This window comes from Fictibacillus barbaricus (assembly GCF_031457135.1).
In the GTDB taxonomy this organism is placed as follows: Bacteria; Bacillota; Bacilli; order Bacillales; family Fictibacillaceae; genus Fictibacillus; species Fictibacillus barbaricus_A.
Window position 1 is genome coordinate 1 of sequence record NZ_JAVDWA010000005.1, and the last position, 20212, is coordinate 20212.

A 20212-nucleotide genomic window follows, 5' to 3' on the forward strand; every position below is an offset into this window, starting at 1 on the left:
TTTTCGTATGGCGCGCATATTTTTCGTATGGCGCGCATATTTTTCGTATGGCGCGCATATTTTTCGTATGGCGCGCATATTTTTCGTATGGCGCGTTCAGCGAGTATAAATCTCGCTGAACACGCAGCCATTAACAGAAAAAGGACCCGAGATAGCGCATCATTTGCACTTTCCTGAATCCTTTTACTAAAATTTTTATTCTTTTACAACATTACCGCCAGCCGATTTTTCAAGCCGGTTCATAATCGCCACGCCAACTCCGGTTTTCGGAAAAACTTCCCCAAAAATCTTATCCACACCTGCCTCGTTAAACGAACGCAATGCTTCATATAGATGCTGGGCAACTGTTTCTGGCTGCGATCGCTTTCCAGATGGGATAATGGTATCGGCTTTATAAACAGACATCCGTTCCTCTGTTGTTAATATCCCGATTTTCTTTCCTGCTCGTCTCTCGTTATCCACAAGCTGCTGAATAAACTCCGCAGATCCGTCTACTAAAACAAACGGTGCATCAGGTGCATAATGTGTATATTTCATACCGGGGGACTTCGGGGCTAGCTCCTTGTTTTCGATTCCCGGATCAACTTTTACATTCCCGCTTCCGACGATTTTTTCTAAATCTTCTTGTGTAACGCCGCCAGGTCTTAAGATCGTTACCACATTCCTTGTGCATTCCACAACAGTCGACTCTACCCCTACTCCTGTAGAACCGCCATCCACAATTCCTGGAATTCTGCCTTTTAAGTCCTCATAAACGTGGTCTGCTGTTGTTGGGCTAGGCTTCCCTGAAAGGTTGGCACTTGGGGCTGCAAGAGGTACACCAGATGCTTCGATTAATGCGAGTGCCACGGGATGATCGGGCATTCTAACCGCAACTGTGGATAAACCTGCTGTCACTTTTTCGCTCACTTGCTCGCCTTTAGGCAACACGATGGTCAGGGGTCCCGGCCAAAAGGCGTTCATCAGCTTTTTCGCTGATTCAGATACAGAAGAAACTAGTCCTTCTAATTGTTCATGGTTGGATATGTGGACAATTAACGGATTATCGCTCGGTCTTCCTTTTGATTCGAAAATCCGTGAAATCGCTTGGTCGCTCTGGGCATTTCCTGCTAATCCATATACGGTTTCTGTCGGCAATGCTATTACTTCATCTTTTTTTATCCACAGAGATGCTTGGATAACCTGTGGATGATTAGTTAAATTCTTTTCGTTTTTATCCACAAACCAACGTACAGTTTGGAAAGTTTTCATGATTATAACCCTTTCTATTGCTCAGGTTAGCCTTATTTCTAAATGGTCTATGCACAAAACTTTTATATCCACAGAGTTATGCACAATTTGTCTTGGATTGTGGACAAGTTGTTGAAAACTCATCATGAATCTAATGCATATGCTAAAAGCTCTGCTCCTGACGCTGCATTATTTTTTACATGTTCCGCATTTTCGATATGTGAAGGCACTTGATCTTTTGGAACAATTTGAAAGGACAAGGCTTCAAACATATGAACAGCTTTTGTAAGCAAGTATAAAGTCTCGACTCCTTTATCTTTTGAGTATACCAAAATTTTATCGATCAGTTTAAGGAGTAGTGTTTCTGATGAATACTTCTGCTTTAATACGAAAGACCGCAGCAGTCCATCATTTCCGATCCGTTCAAGGCCCACTGTTCCTATTGTTTCTCCTTCACCGCTCACGACAACTAAATAATTTTCGATGCTGTCTGTAATCCCTTCTGACTGAAGCCCCGCCTTTCCTACGAGCTGCAGCAGATCTTTCGCTTCATGCCTCATCGCTTGCCTTAAAATAATTGTCATAATAACCTCTCCCTTACTTTACTATAGTAGCAGTCAACCGACTGTTTTCTTATTTTTTAAACGCTCTTTTCTAGAAGATTGTTGCTTTAGAACATTTTGTTACTTCTCTCCATTGACAAGTTGATTGGAGTGCAAGGTGTGAGACTCCTGCGGGATCAGTGTGACAGGTGAGACCATTCAATGTCGCATGCGACGAGTGGGCTCACCGCGCGCCCCGCGGAAAGCGAGCATCCTGAAACGGAAATCAACCACTTACAAGACCATCAATGCGAAAACAGCTCTATTTGCAAGAAAAGAAGGTATACCTCCAGCTAAGGCTTACCTTCTTTTTTTATAATCTATGAAAATAGGGAGGAAGTTATGCAGAGTTTTAAGAGAATAGCGATCCGACAGCTTTTACTAGGCTGCTGAAGAGTTCTAATACGAAGAACTTCGTTTCGATTTGGTCTGTTCCTTGATCTGGCTGGTCTTGCGTTTGATCGATGGAAGCCGTGGCAGTATGATCTGCTTTCCCGTCTTTGTCTTCCTTAACCGCATCGCCATTTTCAAAGTCTAAGAAACATAGCGGCGGAAAAAGCACACACCACCAATTCTTGCCTTCACCTTCACCAAGCTTGATCAGGACAGCTTCATACTTACCAGCAGGGTAAATATATTCACCATAAATTTTAGTAGGAAAAGCTACTTGTCCGAGTTCAACTGAAAACTTTTTATTCACACCTGACTTCTTGAGCTCGTTTTGTACGATTTGTTCAATAGCCGGAAGCTGTTTACGGATGATTTTACGCGCTTCCTTGATATCAGTAAGCTCACCGACCCAAGTTGTGATCTGTGCGTTCACTTCGTCTCTGATTTTGCGCTTTAGCTGCTGATCAGCAACTGTGTCGCTGTTTGCAAGGATGCGCAGTCTGATAGATTCATCGGGAATCTTTACAGAACCGTTCATGACTGACTCACTCATTGATGCGTTGGCTACTTTTGTCTGTGTTTCAAAAAACAAAAATAAAATAGCTAATGGAATAAACAAGAATATAACGATATAATTGCGTTTCTTCATTTGATTTTTCATTTGTATTTCCTCCCCTTCGCCTCTAACCACAGTTTGGACAGAGGGGGGAAAAAACATACTAGCAAACTACTAAATTATTTTCTGTCTGATTCGACAGAAACTCTTGGGAAATAAAACGGGAAATGGGGTCAGACCCCATTTCCCGATTATTTCCCAATGACAGCAAACACCATTCGGTCCTTGCCATTTATGTCTTCTTTTACGTATACATAAGCTCCCGGGAAGGTGACTCTCAGCATTTCAGCTACAGTCGAACCTTGTCCTGCACCTACTTCAAAACCAACAAGTGCTTTCTCTTTTAAGACGAGAGGCAGTTCCTTCATAAACCTTCTATAAAAGTCGTATCCATCCTTACCGCCGCTTAATGCTCTCATCGGTTCTCTGTCTTTTACAATCGTATCGAGCACAGCAATCTCCTCGTCCGGAATATAAGGAGGGTTTGAAACGACAACGTCCAATTTCTCTCCCTGTTCGATAAATGGCTGAAGAAGGTCGCCATGAACGAACTGGACGCTTGCACCTAGACGCTGCGCATTTTCTTTCGCTACTTCGATCGACGCTTCTGCGATATCTACAGTATATACATCAAGACGCTGATTTTCGAGTGCGAGTGTCACTGAAATGGCGCCGCTACCTGTTCCGATGTCAGCAAGCTTGATCTCATTGTCCAAAGGAAAGTGCTCCTGAATAAGCATCAGCGTATGCTCTACCAATTCTTCGGTTTCAGGTCTTGGAATAAGAACCTCTTTGTTCACGATGAACGGCCTGCCGTAAAAATCTTCTTTTCCGATAATGTACTGAACGGGTTCGCCTTCAACATGCCTCTCAACTGCTGATTTCAGCTGTTCCATCTCGTCAGCTGTTATCACATCATGCATGCGCATCATCATGTCTGTCCGGCTGATCCCGCCTAATACATGTCTTACTAACAGTTCTGCCGCAAATGACTCTCGTTTATTTTCAGCTAAAAAAGAAGAAGCCCAAGAGAGGGCTTCGTGTACTTTAAGACTCATTTTACGCGTCCGCCTGTGCTTTCATCTTGCTCGTCTGATCTTCTGTAATGAGTGCTTCAACAAACTCATCCATTTTACCAAGAAGAATTTGATCCAGCTTTTGAATAGTTAGGCCGATTCGGTGATCGGTAACACGGTTTTGCGGGAAATTGTACGTGCGGATACGCTCTGAACGGTCACCTGTACCAACTGCGCTCTTACGTGTTTCATCGTACTCTTTTTGCTTTTCTTGCTGAATCTTATCGTAAACACGCGCACGAAGAACCTTCATCGCTTTATCTTTGTTCTTGATCTGTGATTTTTCATCCTGACAGGATACAACTGTACCCGTCGGAATGTGTGTTAAACGAACCGCAGACTGAGTCGTGTTAACAGACTGCCCCCCAGGACCAGATGATGTAAACGTATCAACACGAACATCTTTTTCGTGGATCTCTACTTCTACTTCTTCCGCTTCTGGAAGCACAGCTACTGTAGCGGTTGACGTATGAATACGTCCGCCTGATTCTGTTGAAGGAACACGCTGAACACGGTGTGCCCCGTTTTCATATTTAAGCTTCGAATAAGCGCCGGCTCCGTTTATCATAAAGATGATCTCTTTATAGCCGCCAAGCTCTGTGTAAGAAGCTTCAATAACTTCAGACTTCCATCCTTGCATTTCCGCATAACGACTGTACATGCGGTATAGGTCGCCTGCAAACAGTGCTGCTTCATCTCCGCCGGCAGCACCGCGAACTTCCACGATAACGTTTTTGTCATCGTTCGGGTCTTTTGGAAGCAATAAAATCTTCAACTGGGCTGTAAACTCTTCGATTTGATCAGAAAGACCGGAAATCTCTTCTTTTACCATCGCCGTCATTTCAGCATCAAGCTTTTCTTCGAGCATCATTTTGGCTTCGTCCAGCTGTTCTTTCGCTTCCTTATACTCACGGTAAACCGTTACGATATCTTGAAGTGCGGATTGTTCTTTCGAATACTCACGCAGCTTGTTTGTATCATTTATTACTTCAGGATCACTTAATAATTCGTTCAATTTGTCATAACGAACTTCAATTGTCTCTAACCGTTCTAACATGGTTTTTCACCTCTGTTTTTGATGCATAACATGATAATTATAGTCGTAACAGGCGAAACTCTCAATGACTTTCAAGAGAATAATTGCCGCATATACATTCTAACTAATTTTCAGCAGTTTAATTCCACTTTCTCAACATGATTTCTTCCCCACTCACTCATGAGGTTTAAAGTGGACTCTAGTTCCTCTCCGTACTCTGTTAATGAATACTCTACCCTCAGAGGAACTTCCGCGTATACTTGCCGGTGGATCAGTCCATCAGCTTCTAATTCTCTTAGTTGAAGAGTTAACGTTTTCTGTGACACTTTTGGGATCAGCTTTTTTAACTCACCAAACCTTAAGATTTTATTTTGCTGCAAATGGCAGAGTATGACCCCTTTCCATTTTCCGCAAACGACTTTCAACGTGATTTCAATTGGATGAGAATAATCTTTTTCCACCCTAAAACTCCCCTTAGTTTCATTTGGTTACCTATGTAACATTATTGTACCTTCTTGCGTATGGAAACTATATCTTATTATAATAATTAATACATGAATTGACTATAAAAAAATATTGGGGACCTGCCGATGTCTAAAACGATTCGAATCGTAAAGAACGGAGAAAACCGGAAAGTACATCCCGAAGACTTGCCCTGGGTCATACATCAATTAGAAAAAGGCAAAGATAAAGGTCTGATTGAAACGATCGAACATACTCCTGCGATAATGGCATACCGCAAAATCGGTTACGTTTTTGGTTCTACAATCTTCAGCTGGAATCAGCAAAACGAAGGCCAAATCTATTTCGATTATTATCAATTCAAGGTTTTCTGTGAGGATCTGGATTTACGGGTTTATTATACAGAAGTAAAGTAACTTGAACTGCCTCAAAGAGCACATTTTACATACGAAAAAGCAGATTTCCCGTTTGGGAACCTGCTCTTTTTTAGTTTTCACTTTTTTTCAATAATGACTGTCTCATATCTTCTGCGAGTTCTTTTACTTCAATTAATCGTTTTATTTTCTCTGGATCTTTTTCAAAGCCGTATTTAATCTGGTTCGATTCAGTTAGTGTTATATCTATCGGATGCTTTTCGATCAGAACGATCTCATCATCTGCTCTAACCAGTCCTTCTTGAAGAACTCGAAGATAATAGCCGGTTCTCCCTGTCTGAACGACTTTCTTGATCATATCTGGCCGGTTTAAAATGCAGGCAAGGGTATGGCAAGGCTGGCGAGGCTGTGTGATCTGAACGACCGCTTGCCCCATCTGCAAAATGTCTCCTATGCAAACCACATCCTCTAAAAAACCTGATGGCGTGATGTTCTCTCCAAAAGAAGGAACGGCTAGAGGGCTCCTAAGCTGAAATTCGTTGTTCCACTTTTCATAATGCTCAAAAGGATAGACACAAACAGCCTGATCCAGGCCTCCGTGGTGAACGATATCACCTTGTCCATCGCCTTCAAAATGCGTTTTATGTAAAAATACAGGCTCTTGCTGCGGTTTTTTATTATAGCCGGTAAAAAAAGTATGGCCGGAAGCTTCAACGTGTACGGGAAGACTGACGTTTAACGAAACCACTTTCCCTCTCATATCAATCACCTCTTCCAAAGCATAGCACATCAGAAAAGGAAATTAATAGGAATAAATGTTTCGGCGCAATGTTTCGTAATCCAATCGTTCCTGATTCATTCTTATCGCTTTCGTAAGCTCTTCAATAATCACTTTTTCATCCGTAATCACGCTGAACACATAAGGAGTTGTAGCGAAATGCCCCAAAAAGTGCGTGCATCCAATATAGCGCCGGTTATCCACTTGTCTTTCACTTTTGTATTTAATAATAAAATTACCCATGTTCTCATAAACAGGGTCTAATGGTTTTTGACCGAGTTTCTTCAGCAATGTTTGTATCGGTTGGACAGGTGAATTCCAGTCTGTTCCGTTTGATTTAATTTCTAGCACAGGTCAACACCTCTTTCTACTATCATATTTCGTTTTCGAGACCTGCTTCTTGTTGGTCACACTTAAAGATCACACTCATTTCTTTAAACAAATCGTTACATTTTTGTTTATGATGGGAATACTATATCGTTAGAAGCAAGAGAAGGAGGCTGATCAGATGAAATATTGCATTATTGGAGGAGACGCGGCCGGAATGAGCGCTGCGATGCAGATTGTGAGGAATACTGAAATGGCGGAGATCACCGTCTTGGAAAAGGGCGGAATCTATTCCTATGGCCAATGCGGCCTTCCTTATGTTATCGGCGGACTCATCCCTTCTACTGATAAACTAATCGCGAGAAGCATTGAGACATTTCGCGAAAAATACGGTATAGATGCGCGAACCTATCATGAAGTTACGGCTGTGGACACGGCTGCTAAAACTGTTTCAGGTGTCCAAACGAAAACAGGAGAATCCTTTGAAGTTACATATGACAAACTGCTCGTTGCAACAGGTGTAAGAGCGGTCATGCCAAAAAACTGGACGGGTGTTCATTTAAAAGGAATCTATTCTCTAAAAACGATTCCAGATGCAGATGATCTGATGGCCGGTTTAAAAAAAGACGTTCAAAACGTCACGATCATAGGAGGCGGCTATATCGGTCTTGAGATGGCGGAGAACGTAAAAAGACTCGGAAAGAGTGTCCGCATCATCCAGCGCAGCAAACAGATCGGCAATCTCTTTGATGAAGATTTGGGCATGTTTATACATGAAGAAGCTATCAAACAGGGAATCGAGCTTTGTTTAGAAGAGGAAGTGCTGGGCTTTAAAGGCGATGACCAAGTGCAATTTGTAAAAACGGCCAAAAAAGATTATCCGACAGACCTTGTCATTGTAGCGGTAGGGGTAACACCGAATACAGACTTTCTTAAAAATACGGAAATTTCACTAACAGAAAATGACGTTATCATCGTAAACGAACAAATGGAAACTAACGTAAAAGATGTTTATGCGGCAGGAGACTGTGCGACACATTACCATCGGATCAAAAAACAAAATGATCATATTCCATTAGGAACTACAGCGAACAAACAAGGACGAATCGCAGGGTTGAACATGGCTGGCTTCGAAAAACCGTTTAAAGGAATCGTCGGTTCATCAATCATTCAGTTTATGGATGTAACGCTCGGTAAAACAGGACTTTCCAATAAAGAAGCGGAGAAACTCAAGATTCCTTTTGATGAAATAAAAATAACGGCCAAAAATCACGCAGGCTACTACCCAGACGCTCAAAAATTAGAAATCAAATTAACATACCATAAAGAAACCAAACAATTGTTAGGCGGCCAAATCATTGGCGGAGAAGGTGTCGATAAACGCATCGATGTGCTCGCCACTGCCCTTTTCCACGAAATGAAAGTCGATGAATTGGAAGATTTGGATTTGTGCTACTCCCCGCCTTATAACGGTTCATGGGACCCCATTCAGCAGGCCGCAAGAAGAATCGGGAAATAATTTGGGAAATGGGGTCTGACCCCATTTCCCGTTTTATTTCCCACTAATGATCGATTTTGATAGAATAGTTATACCTCGGAACAGTCGTTTCTACCGCATCCAAAATCTTGCGGTACATAGCTGCCCGTTCCTTTTTCGATACATCACTTGGCACGTTCACGTGTATATGCGCATAATTCCCGTTAATGGTAACCATTTGCGGATTAATTCCCGATGCATCTTTAACAGCCTTACGAATCATATCCTGATCATCGCCTAAATCAAAGCGTGTTTGATTCATGGTTCTATAATCACTCGGATTCATATTGGTATCAAAGCTGTAATTATAATGGGGTTCATTTTTGGTCAGATGATAATTAATAACACCATGCCCAAACAGGTTATCCCGAACATTCCGCTGGTTTTCATAAGCGGCTGGCTCCGTTTTCCCCTTTAAAGATTGCATCGGAGAACATGCAGTAATCGTGAGCGCCAAAAGTGGAAACAGGAAAGCTTTTTTCATATAAAACCCCTCCCATATGCTTAGAATTTCCGATAAGGGAGCGGATTATTAAAAATGAGACCGTTTCGGATGACCGAAACTTACAATATTACGGGCTAAAACCACTCTCGATCAATTAATCCACCGAGTTTTGCTCTTAATCCACCGGAATTTACTCATAATCCACCGAGTTTTTACCATAATTCACCGAAAAAACAGCATATACTCCCGAGTTTACAAAATTCCCCTGGTTTCGACACCCGCGTCAGGATATCGAAACCCAAAAAAGCCCGAAAGCATCGCTGCTCCCGGACCTTTCATCTACATTAGTTCCGTCCTTCTTGGCCCTCTACGCCTGAAAGGAGGTTTCGTTTTTTGCCTGGTACTTCATGGCAATGACGGCAGCGGGGCTCGTACGATTCAGAAGCACCCACTAAGATAACCGGATCATCATAAGATGCAGGCTTGCCGTTGATTAAACGCTGTGTACGGCTCGCTGGTGATCCGCAAGACATGCAGATCGCCTGAAGTTTTGTTACGTGTTCCGCAAGAGCCATCAATTTTGGAACAGGTCCAAAAGGCTCTCCTTTAAAGTCTTGGTCCAGTCCTGCTACGATTACACGCAGACCTTGATCTGCAAGCTCTTGAGCAACTGGAATAACGTCTTCATCAAAAAATTGTACTTCATCTATAGCAACCACTTCTGTTTCAGGTGATACATTTTTCAATATTTCAACAGATCGTCCAACAGGCTCAGCCAATACGGCTGTTCCATTATGGGAAACAACTGATTCTTCGCTGTATCGGTCATCAATTGCCGGCTTGAACACCTGTACTTTTTGTTTCGCATAGGTCGCTCTTCTTACACGGCGAATCAATTCCTCCGACTTACCAGAGAACATGCTGCCGCAGATCAATTCAACCCAGCCATTTTGTTTCATCACATACATGGCTTGATCCCCCTTCGTTACAATCTTTCTGTTAGTATGTACGTTTTTTGCCTTTACTCAAGGTTCTGTACTGGAGTCTTTAACTCCTTTTATGCTTTTTCGGCGTATAAAAAACCCGGTCCATCAACATACATTTACCGAGTTTGAAAATTTGTTTTTTATAAAATAAAAGAAAAAAAAGAGCAAGAAAGACCTTGCCCTTTTGCTTGCAACAAATTACTTAAGATTGTATTTCTTCTTAAAGCGATCCACACGTCCACCAACATCAGAGAACTTCTGACGTCCAGTGTAGAACGGGTGAGTATCAGAACTTACATCCACTTTGATTACTGGATATTCGTTACCGTCTTCCCATTTCATAGTCTCGTTTGAGTGCAACGTAGAACCTGAAAGGAAGCTGAATCCGCTTTGAGCATCAACAAAAACAACCTTTTTATAATTCGGATGAATTCCTTGTTTCATGTCAATTTCACTCCTTCTGCCCTGATTCCTTAAGAAACAGAGTTAAATAAACACATAAAGACAGTATAACAGGGACAAACCCCATTTGCAACCACTGTTTAACGCGATTATTCCGTTAGTTTGTAACGGTTTTAACGCGCTTCGTGGTTCCCTTTTTTTCTGACTCAAACAGCTCGAAAAACTCTTCGTTATTTTCTGTTTTACGCATACGTTTCATAAATTTATCGACGAAATCAAATGAGTCATCCATCGTTTTACGAATAGACCATAGTGCCTCAAGATGATCTTTGGCGATAAGCATTTCTTCTTTTCGCGTTCCAGACCGGCGAATATCGATCGCCGGGAAGATACGGCGTTCAGCAAGCTTGCGGTCTAAGTGAAGCTCCATGTTCCCTGTACCTTTGAACTCTTCATAAATGACATCATCCATACGTGAACCTGTATCTACTAATGCTGTTGCTAAAATCGTTAAGCTGCCGCCTTCTTCAATGTTACGGGCAGCACCGAAGAATCGCTTCGGGCGATGGAAAGCTGCCGGGTCGATACCACCGGAAAGAGTACGTCCGCTTGGTGGAATCACCAAGTTATAGGCACGAGCAAGACGTGTGATGCTGTCGAGCAGAATAACAACGTCTTTCTTATGTTCAACAAGTCTCATCGCACGCTCTAGCACCAACTCCGCCACTTTAATATGGTTTTCAGGTACTTCGTCAAATGTGGAACTTACTACGTCCCCTTTTACAGAGCGTTCGATGTCCGTTACTTCCTCTGGACGCTCATCGATTAAAAGAACGATCAGTTCAACTTGCGGATTGTTCGTTGTTACACTGTGTGCGATTTCTTTTAAAAGACTCGTCTTACCTGCTTTTGGCGGGGCAACGATCAATCCACGCTGACCAAAACCAACTGGAGCCATCATATCGATGATTCGCGTTGAAATATTGTTGCTCGTCGTTTCCATTACCATTTTCTTTTCTGGATAAAGAGCTGTTAATGCAGGAAAGTGAACACGTTCCTTCGCTGTTTCCGGGTCTTCACCGTTTACAGCATTAACTTGTAAAAGGCCGTAATAACGCTCATTTTCTTTTGGCGGACGAACTTTACCCGAAACTTTGTCCCCGTTTCTTAGATCGAATCTGCGGATTTGTGACGCAGATATGTAAATATCCTGAGAGCTCGGTGAATAGTTGATCGGTCTTAAAAAACCGAATCCTTCATTAGGAATGATTTCTAAAACACCTTCCATGAACGAATAACCGTCCAGTTCTGCCTGTGCTTTTAAAATCGAAAACATTAATTCCCGTTTTGTTAATTTACCGTAATACTGGATATTGAACTGTCTAGCAAGTTCATATAGCTCTTTTAATTTCTTTGTTTCTAAAGTTGCTAAATCTATCCCCATAGTGACACCACGCTTTTCTATTTTTACTATTTATTTATGATTAATAATGAATTGGGATTCAATGTGTTTGTTTATTGGAAGGAGACGTTAAGTTAAGGGTTGTTAGTGGGTTTGAAGAAAATGAATCATGTAATCATACTTCTTATTTTAACCACAAAAATAGCGTTTAATCAAGTTACATCTTTCTCTGTAAAAGAGTGGAAAGACCGAACAGAATGTCCGGCCCTTCTACTTATTTATTGGCTGTTTCCTTAAGCTTTGTTGCTCTTTGGAGTGGTTGATTTTTGCTCCAGGCTGCTCGCTTTCCGCGGGGCGTCCGGTGAGCCCATTCGTCGCTTTGCGACATTGAATGGGCTCTCCTGTCCCACTGATCCCGCAGGAGTCTCACACCTTGCACTTCAATCAACTTGCCAAGAAGCTTTTACCAAAAAGATTCAAAAGAAACTACCTTTTAGAAACAAGCTACTTATTTAAGGTTTAATAACAAGATCTGGCTTCTTTTGCAGGCTGTGTCTACCGTCAATAAAACGAACTGTTCCTGACTTCGCGCGCATGACGACTGATTGTGTAGTTCCGATTGAACCGTTGAAACGAACACCTTTCAATAGCTCACCGTCTGTTACCCCAGTTGCAGCAAAAATGGCGTCGTCCCCTTTTACAAGGTCGTCCATGTATAATACGCGGTTCACATCTGTGATGCCCATTCGCTTGCAGCGCTCTAATTCCTCATCGTTTTGAGGAAGCAGTTTCCCCTGGAGCTCTCCTCCAAGACATTTTAAAGCAACGGCTGCGATTACGCCTTCAGGTGCACCGCCAGATCCGAATAAAATATCAACACCTGTGTCATCGAACGCTGTGTTAATGGCTGCCGCAACATCGCCATCAGAAATGAGTTTGATTCTTGCACCCGCTTCACGGATATCTTGAATGATTTGCGCATGGCGCGGACGGTCTAGAATAACCGCAACTAAGTCTTCAATATTTTTGTTTTTCGCTTCTGCTACCGCTTTTAAGTTATCAATGACTGGTGCATTGATATCTACTTTCCCGACACTTTCACGGCCGACAGCAAGCTTATCCATATACATATCAGGCGCATGAAGCAAGTTTCCATGGTCAGCGATCGCTAATACGGCAAGTGCGTTCCAAGTCCCAGAAGCAACGATATTTGTTCCTTCTAATGGATCAACGGCAACGTCCACGCGCGGCCCGTAGCCTGTACCTAATTTTTCGCCGATATAGAGCATAGGAGCTTCATCCATTTCTCCTTCACCAATGACAACTGTTCCTTTCATTGGTACTGTATCAAAAACATTTCTCATAGCGGTTGTTGCTGCATCATCCGCCTCATCTTTCTTGCCTCTTCCCATCCATCTTGCTGAAGCCAAAGCTGCCGCTTCTGTTACACGAACAAGCTCCATTGATAAACTTCTTTCCATAACTTGGTCCCCCTTCCAAATCTAAACCGCTTACAATTATTCTCAAGAAAAATCACCTTTAACAGGTGATTTCTTTTTAGGCTTTTTTCGCAAACTTTGTCGCTCTTGGAAGTGGCTGATTTCCGCTTCAGGATGCTCGTTTTCCGCGGGGCGTGCGGTGAGCCCACTCGTTGCTATGCAACATTGAATGGTCTCACCTGTCCCGCTGATCCCGCAGGAGTCTCGCACCTTACACTCCAATCACCTTGTCATTGGAGTTAAATTACAGAATTTCACCATTAGCAACAAGCGCTTAGAAAAATAGAGCCTTTTTTCATTATGAATTCTTTAATTCTTCCATTTCTTCTACGTCCATATTTTCACGCCACACTTTAGCACCAAGCCCTTTTAACTTGTCTACTAAAGATTCGTAGCCGCGGTCGATATGTTCAAGACCAGAGATTTCTGTGACGCCTTCAGCCATCAGTCCTGCGACAACTAGTGCTGCTCCTGCTCGAAGATCGGAAGCTTTCACTTTCGCTCCTTCGAGCTTTGCAGGTCCGTTGATAATTGCTGATCGGCCTTCGACTTTCACGTTCGCACCCATGCGGCGAAGTTCGTCAATATGCTTAAAACGTGCACTGTAGATTGTATCTGTCACAATGCTCGTTCCTTCTGAATTCGTTAACAGCGATGTAAATGGCTGCTGAAGATCTGTTGGGAATCCTGGATATACGAGTGTTTTAATATCGACACTCTTTAGCGGATCTTTTCCGCGGTAAACAAGAACTTGGTCATCCTTTGTTTCAATGAAAACGCCCATTTCTCTTAATTTCGCGATAAGAGACTCCAAATGAAGCGGGATAACGTTATCCAGCAAAACTTGCTGACCCATTGAAGCGGCTAAAATCATATATGTTCCTGCTTCAATACGATCTGGGATGATCGAGTGACGGCACCCATGTAAACTTTCGACACCATCGATTCTGATTACGTCCGTACCCGCACCCTTAATTCTTGCACCCATGCTTGTTAATAATGTTGCTACATCAATGATTTCCGGCTCTTTCGCGGCATTTTCAATGATAGTCTGCCCTTTTGCTCTTACTGCAGCAAGCATGATATTGATCGTCGCTCCAACACTTACAACGTCCAGGTAGATTCGTGCTCCAACAAGTTCATCGGCACGTAGATAGATCGCACCTTGCTCGTTCGTTACTTTTGCACCAAGCGCCTCAAAGCCTTTAATGTGCTGGTCGATCGGACGCGGTCCAAGGTTGCAGCCCCCAGGCAAGCCGATTACAGCTTTTTTGAATCGGCCAAGCATTGCACCCATCAAGTAATAAGAAGCACGAAGCTTTTTCACCTTTCCGTTTGGAAGCGGCATTGCGATCATTTTTTCAGGATTAACCGTGAGAGACTGATTTTCATCAAGGTAAGCTTCCCCTCCGATTTCCTCTAACAAATCACGTAAAATTCGCACGTCAGATATGTTAGGTAAACCATCAATGGTAACGGTTGATTCCGCTAGTATCGTTGCGGGGATTAGCGCCACCGCACTATTTTTTGCTCCACTAATTTGGACCGTTCCTTCGAGAGGATAGCCCCCCTCAATCATCAGTTTTTCCATGGTAAACTCCTTTCAGTAAGAGTCACAAATGACATATATAAAGTAATTTAGAATTATTATTTACCAAATTTTTCTTGTCATGTATGAGATTTATTCATTAAGCTGTTTTCGTATTCATTGTCGCTTTTGAAGAGGTTAATTTCTGCTACAGTGGCTCGCTTTCCGCAGGGTGTGCGGTGAGCCCCTCTGCACTGCGTGCCTTGAGTGGTCTCACCTGTCCCACTAATCCTGCAGGAGTCTCGCCCTTTCGCTCCAATTAACTATCTAAGAAGAAAAGGCAACAATCTTTTACGAAAACAATTATTTATTATTTGCTTGCGTTATAATCAGCAAGGAATTTCTCGATCCCTTGGTCCGTTAAGGGATGCTTCACAAGACCTTTAATGACGTTTGGCGGAATCGTTGCGATATGAGCTCCGCGGATCGCTGCTTCTGTCACATGAATAGGGTGACGAATAGATGCCGCAATAATTTCAGTCGGAATTTCATGGATCGCAAAAATTTGAGCGACTTGTGAAATGAGCTCTAATCCATCTTGGCCAATATCGTCTAATCTTCCTAAGAATGGAGAAACATACGTTGCACCAGCACGAGCAGCTAATAACGCTTGATTCGCATTGAAAATAAGCGTTACATTCGTTTTAATGCCTTCGTCAGAGAATGTTTTTACGGCTTTTAGTCCGTCAAGAGTCATAGGAACTTTAACCGTAATGTTAGATGCGATTTTTGCAAGTTCGCGTCCTTCTTTTACCATATCTTCATAAGAAGTTCCAATCACCTCGGCACTTACTGAACCCGAAACAAGGCTTGTTATTTCTTTTAATCGCTCTGGAAAATCAACGCCTTTTTCTTTTGCAACAAGCGAAGGGTTCGTTGTTACTCCTGATAAAATGCCCAGGTCATAGGCTTCCTTAATATCATCAATGTTAGCTGTATCAATAAAGAATTTCAAAATAATCACTCCTGTTTTTTTAGGTTATCTCGATCTTTATTATTCTTTTATAAGATGTACTCTTTCATTCACTTGTCGAGTACCTATTTGCAAACACAATACTACATTACACTTGTTTTTTAAAGTAAAGCAGGCTGACTTGACGTACTAAATTCAGCAGACTGCAAAATTCACACTCCTATAGTGTAAAGGAAACCGCCTATAATGTATAGGCGGTTTCAAAGAAAGGTCTATTTTTTTGGTGTAACAATGGAGTTTATTACGCCTTGTTTGAAGAACCAAATTCACGCATTTTGCCTTGTACTGTTGTTTGGATCGCATCGCGAGCAGCAGTAAGGTATTTACGCGGATCGTATTGATCCGGATTAGCTGAGATATATTCTTTTACAGCTTTTTGTGAAGAAATTTGGTTTTCAGTATTTACGTTGATTTTAGCAGTTCCTAAAGAGATCGCTTTTTGGATATCTTTCGTTGGAATGCCCGTACCACCGTGAAGAACTAAAGGTACACCAGTTAGCTCCATTACTTCTTTCATGCGGTCAAAGCCAAGGTTTGGTTCACCTTTGTATGGCCCGTGAACAGAACCTAAAGCAGGTGCAAAGCAATCTACTCCAGTTTCACGAACAAGCTGATCGCACTCAGATGGAACCGCGTAAGCAGCTTCTGCATCGTCAACGACTAAATCATCTTCTTGTCCACCGATACGGCCAAGTTCTGCCTCTACAGAAACACCGTGGATGTGAGCAAGCTCAACAACTTTTTTCGTTAACTCAATGTTTTCTTCTAACGGATGATGAGAACCATCGATCATTACTGATGTAAAACCAGCGTGAATCGCTTCGGCACATTTTTGGAAGCTTGAACCATGGTCTAAGTGAATAGCTACAGGAACCGTTACTTTGTACTCTTCCATAAGTGCTTTTACCATAGCAACAGTCAGCTTAAATCCACCCATGTAACGAGCAGCACCTTCAGAAACCCCAAGAATTACAGGAGAGTTTTCTTCTTGTGCAGCTTTCAAGATCGCTTGAGTGAACTCAAGGTTGTTCAAGTTAAATTGACCAACTGCATAATTTTCCGCTTTTGCTTTTTCAAGCATTTCCTTCATTGAAACTAAAGGCATGTTACAGTCCTCCTTATGATTTGGCACGAGCAAACCAACTACATTTGTATATTTTTGAAACGTTGTACAGCAAAAAGAAGCCACTTTAGTTTTCCTTTCATGGCGACTTGCTAAACATTTCATTTTGCTCATTTTCATTCCTAGTATAGCATACCAATATCACCGGAAAACCGCAACAAATCAACGTTTCGGAGGTGTAACCGCTATCATTGGCGACATGACTGACTTTTTCTTTTTTTCTTACGAAGGAGTATTTAATGGAAGTTCTTTCCTGACAGCTGCACGTATTTCGTCAATGTCAAAAGGTTTAGCAAAATGAGTAATTGCTCCAAGATTCATGGCTTCATGAATCATGTCTAACTCACCATACGCAGTCATAATGATGACCTGGATCGTCTCGTCGTGCTTTTTAACACGGCGCAAAATTTCAAGCCCATCCATTCCAGGTATCTTCATATCCAAAATAACAAGATCCGGACGGTCCTTCTCTACAATTGATAACGCCTGTACGCCATTTGCTGCTTGATACGTTTTATAGCCTTCTTTTTGAAAAATTTCGTTCAAAAGAATCCTTATGCCATATTGATCGTCGACAATTAAAATTTTCGCGCTCATTATTGCTCACCTCATTAAGTTCATTTGTGTATGTAATACTTTTCGCTATATTCTAGGATTTTCCTGCTTCTTCCCGTGAAATGGTTTGTTAAATTCAGTATACTAAATTAAAGTAACATTACAGAAAAATAATTGTCTGTATTTCATGTAAGGGAGCAGCAGCATGTTAAAAATATTTTCTACGCAAGTTTCAGGATTGTTAAAATCCATTTCCGATAAAGAAGAACAGCAGATCGAAGAAAGTTCACGCCTTCTTGCACAAACCATTTTGTCTGACGGGACGGTTTATTTTAAAGGATTTGGTGAAATGGAGGCTGTGGTAAGTGAGGCGCTTCACGGTGAGAACCCGTTTAAAAAAGCCGAGAGATTTCGTGATGATTCCTTGGATGAGCTGCTTCCAGTCGACAGTGTTGTTATAGCATCTCGATTTCAAACTGACGAAGGAGCGTTCGCTTTTTGCGAAAGAATTAAAGAAGCTGCCGATTGCCATGTCATTTTGATTGGCGGCCACAAAAAAGAGGAAGAAAATTCGGATATAAAAGCTGATATCATGATCGACACGAAGGCTGTTCGCGGTTTAGTGCCGCTGGATGACGGCTCACGAGTAGGTTTTCCCTCAGGATTAGCTGGATTGTTTGTTTATTACGCCTTATTTTTGACGACGGAAGAAATTCTTGAAGAATATGTATTGGATAAGGAATAAGCTTGGCAGCGGGCCAAGCTTTTTTCTTTATAGAAGAAAGTTGACAGCAGGAATCCTCTTGAGACATACAATTTACTTGAAAATGTATTGATGAGAAGAACACTAGAAGTTGTCATATTAAATATCGATAAAAAAACAATGTATATCGAGACTTTTCTGTTAGATATCCACCTTTTAAATGGGATATCGCCAAAAAACAATATAAAATCGACGAGATACAAAAAACCGGCACATGCACATAACGCGCACGGCCGGTCTCTACATCAATTCTTTAATTGTGTTACCGCACCGATAAAGTCACGGAACAGTGCTTGCGGGCGTGTAGGTCTTGATGTGAATTCCGGGTGGAACTGAGACGCTACAAACCAAGGGTGATCTTCTAATTCGACGATCTCAACAAGACGTCCGTCTGGTGAAGTTCCGGAGAAGATGAATCCTGCTTTCTCCATTTGTTCACGGTACTCATTGTTGAACTCGTAGCGGTGACGGTGTCTTTCATAAACCACTTCGTCTTGATAAGCATCGAACGCTTTTGTATCCTCTTTAATTTTACAAGGATAAAGACCAAGTCGAAGTGTTCCTCCTAGATCTTCAATATCCTTTTGTTCAGGAAGAAGATCGATGACAGGGAATGGTGTTTCAGGCATAAGTTCAGAAGAATGTGCACCTTCTAATCCAAGAACATTACGTGCAAATTCAACAGATGCAAGCTGCATGCCTAAGCAAATTCCCAAGAAAGGGACTTTATTTACACGTGCATATTGAGTCGCTAAAATTTTGCCTTCTACTCCTCTGTCGCCAAATCCGCCTGGTACTAAAATACCGTCCGCGTCTTTCAGCAGTTCAGTTACGTTTTCAGGTGTAACTGTTTCAGAGTTGATCCAGTCGATTTCGATATCTGTATCAAAGTTGTAGCCCGCATGACGAAGTGCTTCAACAACAGAAATATAAGCATCTTGAAGAGCTACATATTTACCGACCAATGCGATCTTCACTTTTCCAGAAAGGTTCGTAACACGCTTGATCAGCGCTTTCCACTCGTCCATGTCAGGTTCGTGAGTTTCTAATTTCAAGTGCTTGCATACAAGCTCGTCCATCTTTTGTTCTTGAAGGTCGATCGGCACTTGGTAAAGTGTTTCCGCATCACGTGCTTCGATAACTGCTTTCGGATCGATGTCACAGAACAAGCCGATTTTATCCTTCATATCTTGTGGAACAGGGAACTCCGTACGTACAACGATGATGTTCGGCTGAATTCCTAGGCTGCGAAGTTCTTTAACACTATGCTGTGTCGGCTTCGTCTTCAATTCACCCGCTGCACGGATATACGGAATCAATGTACAGTGAATGTACATCACATTCTCAGACCCAACATCACTCTTGATCTGACGGATCGCTTCTAAGAATGGCAAGCTTTCGATGTCACCAACTGTACCGCCGATTTCCGTAATCACAACATCTGCATTCGTTTCACGGCCAGCACGAAATACACGCTCTTTGATTTCGTTCGTAATATGCGGGATAACTTGAACCGTTCCGCCAAGATATTCACCGCGGCGCTCTTTTCTAAGTACAGTAGAATAAATCTTACCTGTTGTTACAGAGCTGTATTTGTTTAAGTTGATATCGATAAAACGCTCATAATGACCTAAGTCCAAATCCGTTTCAGCGCCATCATCTGTAACAAAAACCTCACCATGCTGATAAGGACTCATTGTCCCTGGATCGACATTGATGTAAGGATCGAACTTTTGTGTCGTTACTTTTAGTCCGCGGTTTTTAAGCAAGCGTCCAAGAGATGCTGCTGTGATCCCTTTTCCTAACGAAGATACAACCCCGCCAGTTACAAAAATGTATTTTGCCATGATTTATTCCCCCTAATTTTTCTAAAATAAGTATGTGCCTTTAAACCTTTTTCTACTATCGGGAGTGGCCTGATGCACAAATTCTGTAAAAATAAAAAGCAAAAGTGACACTTCCCCTATGGTTAGGGGGCACTTTTGCTCAGTTCATCATATAATTTAAATCTTTATTTAAAATAAGATACAGGAATAGCCCAAAAATGA

The 20212-nt window shown here is 42.1% G+C and carries 21 protein-coding genes; 3 read left to right on the plus strand and 18 right to left on the minus strand.

The window, feature by feature from the left end:
- Positions 1 to 195: 195 nt before the first annotated feature.
- The 6 genes from J2X07_RS13980 to J2X07_RS14005 form a co-directional block, all read right to left on the minus strand.
- A complete protein-coding gene (locus J2X07_RS13980; protein WP_310259850.1) occupies positions 196 to 1251 on the minus strand; it encodes an L-threonylcarbamoyladenylate synthase in 1056 nt (351 codons plus the stop codon).
- 122 nt (positions 1252 to 1373) lie between these two features.
- Entirely contained in the window at positions 1374 to 1814 is a 441-nt protein-coding gene (locus J2X07_RS13985; RefSeq protein ID WP_310259852.1) for a hypothetical protein, read from the minus strand.
- 370 nt (positions 1815 to 2184) lie between these two features.
- On the minus strand, positions 2185 to 2871 hold the full coding sequence (spoIIR, locus tag J2X07_RS13990) for a stage II sporulation protein R (protein ID WP_396194358.1): 687 nt from the start codon (positions 2869 to 2871) through the stop codon (positions 2185 to 2187).
- A gap of 158 nt (positions 2872 to 3029) precedes the next feature.
- Positions 3030 to 3896, minus strand: coding sequence for a peptide chain release factor N(5)-glutamine methyltransferase (prmC, locus tag J2X07_RS13995; RefSeq protein WP_310259859.1), 867 nt, complete (start codon positions 3894 to 3896; stop codon positions 3030 to 3032).
- A gap of 1 nt (position 3897) precedes the next feature.
- On the minus strand, positions 3898 to 4971 hold the full coding sequence (gene prfA, locus J2X07_RS14000; protein WP_310259861.1) for a peptide chain release factor 1: 1074 nt from the start codon (positions 4969 to 4971) through the stop codon (positions 3898 to 3900).
- Positions 4972 to 5081: 110 nt separating this feature from the next.
- On the minus strand, positions 5082 to 5411 hold the full coding sequence (locus J2X07_RS14005; protein WP_310259863.1) for a winged helix-turn-helix transcriptional regulator: 330 nt from the start codon (positions 5409 to 5411) through the stop codon (positions 5082 to 5084).
- Between the two features lie 129 nt (positions 5412 to 5540).
- On the opposite strand from J2X07_RS14005, the gene J2X07_RS14010 reads away from it, so the two are divergent.
- On the plus strand, positions 5541 to 5828 hold the full coding sequence (locus J2X07_RS14010) for a hypothetical protein (protein WP_310259865.1): 288 nt from the start codon (positions 5541 to 5543) through the stop codon (positions 5826 to 5828).
- A gap of 70 nt (positions 5829 to 5898) precedes the next feature.
- Here J2X07_RS14010 and J2X07_RS14015 read toward each other — a convergent pair whose 3' ends face one another.
- A complete protein-coding gene (locus J2X07_RS14015; RefSeq protein WP_310259868.1) occupies positions 5899 to 6546 on the minus strand; it encodes an MOSC domain-containing protein in 648 nt (215 codons plus the stop codon).
- Between the two features lie 42 nt (positions 6547 to 6588).
- Positions 6589 to 6915 carry a hypothetical protein gene (locus tag J2X07_RS14020; protein WP_310259871.1) on the minus strand — a complete coding sequence of 109 codons (327 nt, stop codon included), beginning with the start codon at positions 6913 to 6915 and terminating at the stop codon, positions 6589 to 6591.
- A 157-nt stretch (positions 6916 to 7072) separates the two neighbouring features.
- On the opposite strand from J2X07_RS14020, the gene J2X07_RS14025 reads away from it, so the two are divergent.
- Positions 7073 to 8410: a CoA-disulfide reductase gene (locus J2X07_RS14025; protein ID WP_310259874.1), complete on the plus strand. Its 1338-nt coding sequence runs from the start codon at positions 7073 to 7075 to the stop codon at positions 8408 to 8410.
- Between the two features lie 43 nt (positions 8411 to 8453).
- On the opposite strand, the gene J2X07_RS14030 is transcribed toward J2X07_RS14025, so the two are convergent.
- From J2X07_RS14030 to J2X07_RS14070, 9 genes are all read right to left on the minus strand, one after another.
- Positions 8454 to 8912 (minus strand): hypothetical protein, encoded by a 459-nt coding sequence (locus J2X07_RS14030; RefSeq protein ID WP_310259877.1) that lies wholly within the window; start codon positions 8910 to 8912, stop codon positions 8454 to 8456.
- Between the two features lie 305 nt (positions 8913 to 9217).
- Positions 9218 to 9841 (minus strand): thymidine kinase, encoded by a 624-nt coding sequence (locus J2X07_RS14035; protein WP_310259880.1) that lies wholly within the window; start codon positions 9839 to 9841, stop codon positions 9218 to 9220.
- A 216-nt stretch (positions 9842 to 10057) separates the two neighbouring features.
- Complete coding sequence (locus J2X07_RS14040; protein WP_310259883.1) at positions 10058 to 10303, minus strand: type B 50S ribosomal protein L31; 246 nt, start codon at positions 10301 to 10303, stop codon at positions 10058 to 10060.
- A gap of 115 nt (positions 10304 to 10418) precedes the next feature.
- Positions 10419 to 11705, minus strand: a complete 1287-nt coding sequence (gene rho, locus J2X07_RS14045) for a transcription termination factor Rho (RefSeq protein ID WP_310259887.1) — start codon at positions 11703 to 11705, stop codon at positions 10419 to 10421.
- A gap of 470 nt (positions 11706 to 12175) precedes the next feature.
- On the minus strand, positions 12176 to 13144 hold the full coding sequence (gene glpX, locus J2X07_RS14050) for a class II fructose-bisphosphatase (RefSeq protein ID WP_310259891.1): 969 nt from the start codon (positions 13142 to 13144) through the stop codon (positions 12176 to 12178).
- A gap of 316 nt (positions 13145 to 13460) precedes the next feature.
- Positions 13461 to 14753 (minus strand): UDP-N-acetylglucosamine 1-carboxyvinyltransferase, encoded by a 1293-nt coding sequence (locus J2X07_RS14055; RefSeq protein ID WP_310259894.1) that lies wholly within the window; start codon positions 14751 to 14753, stop codon positions 13461 to 13463.
- Positions 14754 to 15060: 307 nt separating this feature from the next.
- The gene (gene fsa, locus J2X07_RS14060) at positions 15061 to 15705 is read right to left on the minus strand and encodes a fructose-6-phosphate aldolase (RefSeq protein ID WP_310259897.1); all 645 of its coding nucleotides are present in this window, start codon (positions 15703 to 15705) and stop codon (positions 15061 to 15063) included.
- A 259-nt stretch (positions 15706 to 15964) separates the two neighbouring features.
- Entirely contained in the window at positions 15965 to 16828 is an 864-nt protein-coding gene (gene fba / locus J2X07_RS14065) for a class II fructose-1,6-bisphosphate aldolase (protein WP_310259900.1), read from the minus strand.
- A gap of 240 nt (positions 16829 to 17068) precedes the next feature.
- On the minus strand, positions 17069 to 17446 hold the full coding sequence (locus J2X07_RS14070) for a response regulator (protein WP_310260491.1): 378 nt from the start codon (positions 17444 to 17446) through the stop codon (positions 17069 to 17071).
- 160 nt (positions 17447 to 17606) lie between these two features.
- Between J2X07_RS14070 and J2X07_RS14075 the strand changes: the two genes are divergently transcribed.
- Entirely contained in the window at positions 17607 to 18146 is a 540-nt protein-coding gene (locus J2X07_RS14075; RefSeq protein ID WP_310259903.1) for a DUF2529 family protein, read from the plus strand.
- A 263-nt stretch (positions 18147 to 18409) separates the two neighbouring features.
- Here the strand turns inward: J2X07_RS14075 and J2X07_RS14080 are convergent, their stop codons facing one another.
- Positions 18410 to 20011 (minus strand): CTP synthase, encoded by a 1602-nt coding sequence (locus J2X07_RS14080; protein WP_310259905.1) that lies wholly within the window; start codon positions 20009 to 20011, stop codon positions 18410 to 18412.
- Positions 20012 to 20212: the final 201 nt, after the last annotated feature.

Bases quoted from the DNA above. Each gene is read 5' to 3' on its own strand.
- J2X07_RS13985 (WP_310259852.1), bottom strand. From the start codon at position 1,814: ATGACAATTATTTTAAGGCAAGCGATGAGGCATGAAGCGAAAGATCTG.
- J2X07_RS14080 (WP_310259905.1), bottom strand. From the start codon at position 20,011: ATGGCAAAATACATTTTTGTAACTGGCGGGGTTGTATCTTCGTTAGGA.
- J2X07_RS14055 (WP_310259894.1), bottom strand. From the start codon at position 14,753: ATGGAAAAACTGATGATTGAGGGGGGCTATCCTCTCGAAGGAACGGTC.
- J2X07_RS14040 (WP_310259883.1), bottom strand. From the start codon at position 10,303: ATGAAACAAGGAATTCATCCGAATTATAAAAAGGTTGTTTTTGTTGAT.
- prfA (WP_310259861.1), bottom strand. From the start codon at position 4,971: ATGTTAGAACGGTTAGAGACAATTGAAGTTCGTTATGACAAATTGAAC.
- J2X07_RS14030 (WP_310259877.1), bottom strand. From the start codon at position 8,912: ATGAAAAAAGCTTTCCTGTTTCCACTTTTGGCGCTCACGATTACTGCA.
- J2X07_RS14075 (WP_310259903.1), top strand. From the start codon at position 17,607: ATGTTAAAAATATTTTCTACGCAAGTTTCAGGATTGTTAAAATCCATT.
- spoIIR (WP_396194358.1), bottom strand. From the start codon at position 2,871: ATGAAGAAACGCAATTATATCGTTATATTCTTGTTTATTCCATTAGCT.
- J2X07_RS14015 (WP_310259868.1), bottom strand. From the start codon at position 6,546: ATGAGAGGGAAAGTGGTTTCGTTAAACGTCAGTCTTCCCGTACACGTT.
- prmC (WP_310259859.1), bottom strand. From the start codon at position 3,896: ATGAGTCTTAAAGTACACGAAGCCCTCTCTTGGGCTTCTTCTTTTTTA.
- rho (WP_310259887.1), bottom strand. From the start codon at position 11,705: ATGGGGATAGATTTAGCAACTTTAGAAACAAAGAAATTAAAAGAGCTA.
- J2X07_RS14010 (WP_310259865.1), top strand. From the start codon at position 5,541: ATGTCTAAAACGATTCGAATCGTAAAGAACGGAGAAAACCGGAAAGTA.
- glpX (WP_310259891.1), bottom strand. From the start codon at position 13,144: ATGGAAAGAAGTTTATCAATGGAGCTTGTTCGTGTAACAGAAGCGGCA.
- J2X07_RS14035 (WP_310259880.1), bottom strand. From the start codon at position 9,841: ATGTATGTGATGAAACAAAATGGCTGGGTTGAATTGATCTGCGGCAGC.
- J2X07_RS14025 (WP_310259874.1), top strand. From the start codon at position 7,073: ATGAAATATTGCATTATTGGAGGAGACGCGGCCGGAATGAGCGCTGCG.
- fba (WP_310259900.1), bottom strand. From the start codon at position 16,828: ATGCCTTTAGTTTCAATGAAGGAAATGCTTGAAAAAGCAAAAGCGGAA.
- J2X07_RS13980 (WP_310259850.1), bottom strand. From the start codon at position 1,251: ATGAAAACTTTCCAAACTGTACGTTGGTTTGTGGATAAAAACGAAAAG.